This is a genomic window from Nakamurella sp. (assembly GCF_048594475.1).
Lineage (GTDB): Bacteria > Actinomycetota > Actinomycetes > Mycobacteriales > Nakamurellaceae > Nakamurella.
This window is the reverse complement of sequence record NZ_JBMDXT010000267.1, coordinates 1-2,523: the sequence shown is the minus strand read 5'-3', so window position 1 is coordinate 2,523 and position 2,523 is coordinate 1. Positions and strand designations below refer to the sequence as shown.

The following is a 2,523-nucleotide window of genomic DNA, read 5'->3' as shown; positions in this document are numbered from 1 at the left end:
CGCCGTCCGGTCCGCCGGCCGCCGGGCCCGGGCCCGGGCTCCATCCGGTGGCGGGTGCGGGTCCGGCCCCGGGGGCGACGGCCGCGATGCCGCCGCCGGGCGCCGCCCCGGCCGGCTGGCCGCCGCCCGGACCCGTTCCGCCTCTGCCGCCGGAGGGCCCCCGATGACCCTGCTCAACGTCGAACGCATCAAGTTGTTCTCGACCCGATCGCCGTACTGGTGCCTGGCCGCGATCGCGGCCGCCGCCCTGGGCTTCGCCACCCTGTTCGGCCTGGTCGAGAACGGCCAGGCGGCCCTGCCCTACATCTTCCTGCGGGGCGTCGGCCTGGGCATGAGCATCTACATGGTGCTGGCCGCCCTGGCCGTCACCACCGAGTACCGGTTCGGCACGATCCGGAACACGTTCCTGGGCGTGCCCCGGCGGCCCCGGGTACTGCTGGCCAAGACGGTGCTGCTCGCGCTGATCGGGGGCGTCGTCGGACTGCTCGCCGCGCTGGCCTCGTTCTTCCTGGCCAAGGCGCTGGCCCAGGATCCGCCGGTCCGCCTGGAGCTGGCCACCTGGGACGAGTGGCGGCAGGTCGTCGGCTACGGGGCGATCTTCGCGATCGCCGCCGTGATCGCCGTCTCGGTCGGCACGATCGTGCGTCAATCGGCCGGCGCGATCGCCATCCTGCTGCTCTGGCCGCTCATCATCGAGAGCCTGTTCAGCCTGATCCCGACGGTCGGCGAGAAGGTCGGACCGTGGCTCCCGTTCGCCGCCTCGGACAAGATCGTCGCCCCGACCACCGGCATCGCCAACCTGTTCCAGCCCGGTGGCGGGCCCGACGCATTGCAGGGTCTGCTGGTCTTCGCCGGCACCGCGGTCGGGCTCTGGCTGATCGCACTGCTGCTGCTGCAGAAGCGGGACGCATGACCGGCGACGGCCCCGACGCCGCGGGTCTGGTAGCGCGGTTCGGCAGCGCCAAGCATCCCGACCGGGCGGTGGCCCATCCCCGCCCCGACGGCACCTCGGACGCCACCGTCGAGGCCGTGGGCAAGCTGTCGGCGGCGTTCGAGGTGGTGGAGAACGCCCGCGGCTTCCTCTACGGCTTCCACCGGATGTCCGGTGAGGCCGATCTGGCCCTGCAGGAGGCCGTCGGGGAGCTGCGCTCGGCCGGCCACGACGAGCTGGCCGCCGAGATCGAGCAGGTGCTCGTGGGGCGCGACGTCGTACCCGGGTTCTGGACGTTCCAGCTGGTGGAGGCGTACGACGAGCAGTACTTCCGGGTCTTCCGAGCGGTCGACGAGCTGGTCCGGGAGCGGCTATCGGCTGGCCGGCCGCACGTGTTCGAGGCAGAGATGAAACACCGGGAGCAGCAGGCCACCGGTGACTGATCCCCCGCCGGAGGGGTCCGCCGCCCTATCCTTGCCTGCTGTGCAGGACACCAGGATCGTCACGACCGCGCCGGACGACGGGCTGCCCGCCCACTTCCGGCGGGTGGTCAGCTTCCATCCCCGCGGCGGCCGGCTCAACCCGGTGCAGCGCCGCGCGTTCGAGGCGCACGCGGACGCCTGGTACCGCGACCCGACGGACTTCGACGGACCGGTCGACTTCCCCGCGCTGTTCGGCCGCCACGGCGACCCGGTGCTGGAGATCGGCTCGGGCATGGGCGAGGCGACCGCGCAGATGGCGGCGGGCCGGCCCGAGATCGACCTGGTCGCCGCGGAGGTCTACAAGCCGGGCGTCGCGCAGACCTTGCACCACCTCAACCGGGTGGGCGTGACGAACGTGCGGCTCGTCCGGGAGGACGCCGTCGCGCTGCTCACCGACCTGATCGCCCCGGCATCCCTGGCCGAGGTCTGGCTGTTCTTCCCCGACCCGTGGCCCAAGACCCGGCACCACAAGCGCCGCCTGGTCACCCCGGACTTCACCGCGCTGGTGGCCTCCCGGCTGCGCAAGGGCGGCGTCTTCCGGCTGGCCACCGACTGGGAGACCTACGCCGAGCAGATGCTGGCCGCCTGCACCGCGACCCGGACCCTGCGCAACGCCAATGCCGGCTGGGCACCCCGGCCGGCCTTCCGCCCGCCGACCCGCTTCGAACGCCGCGGCCTGGCCGCCGGCCACGTCATCCGCGATCTGGAGTTCGTCCGCCGCTAGCCGTCCGTGGACCCCAGGTAGCCCCCCGATCGCCGCCACCCCCGGCGCACGCGGATCACCCCCGCCCCGCCCGCCCGGGCCCGGCCGGAGCCCGCCCGTTCCCTGCCCCCACCCCTGCCCCTGCCCCTGCCCGCGCGGATCTGTGAGTCTGGGTGGGCACCGGTTCTGGTGGTTCTGGCAGGGTTCGGTGTTGGTGTTCGGGATTGACTCGGCGTGGATCTGGCCGCTTGGGCGTGCCTTCTAGCTGACGTGTCGTCCTGGGCGCCGACGCCGGCCTGCTCACCTGGTGGCCTGATCAGAAGCCTGTCCCCGGTCCCTCGTTCGCGCGAGGTTTCGGGTGACCCGTCACAGATGTGCCGTGGGTGGGTCCTCCAGGCCGGCGTCGA

The 2,523-nt window shown here is 73.1% G+C and carries 3 protein-coding genes; all 3 read left to right on the top strand.

Going from position 1 to position 2,523, the window contains the following annotated elements:
• The first annotated feature begins 163 nt into the window (after window positions 1-163).
• From ACOJUF_RS12415 to trmB, 3 genes are read left to right on the top strand one after another with little or no spacing between them, the layout of a single operon-like run.
• Entirely contained in the window at window positions 164-913 is a 750-nt protein-coding gene (locus tag ACOJUF_RS12415; RefSeq protein WP_420122160.1) for a hypothetical protein, read from the top strand.
• Window positions 910-1,374: a hypothetical protein gene (locus tag ACOJUF_RS12410; RefSeq protein ID WP_420122159.1), complete on the top strand. Its 465-nt coding sequence runs from the start codon at window positions 910-912 to the stop codon at window positions 1,372-1,374. The genes ACOJUF_RS12415 and ACOJUF_RS12410 overlap by 4 nt, the downstream gene beginning before the upstream one ends.
• Before the next feature lie 40 nt (window positions 1,375-1,414).
• Window positions 1,415-2,137, top strand: a complete 723-nt coding sequence (gene trmB / locus ACOJUF_RS12405; protein WP_420122158.1) for a tRNA (guanosine(46)-N7)-methyltransferase TrmB — start codon at window positions 1,415-1,417, stop codon at window positions 2,135-2,137.
• Window positions 2,138-2,523: the final 386 nt, after the last annotated feature.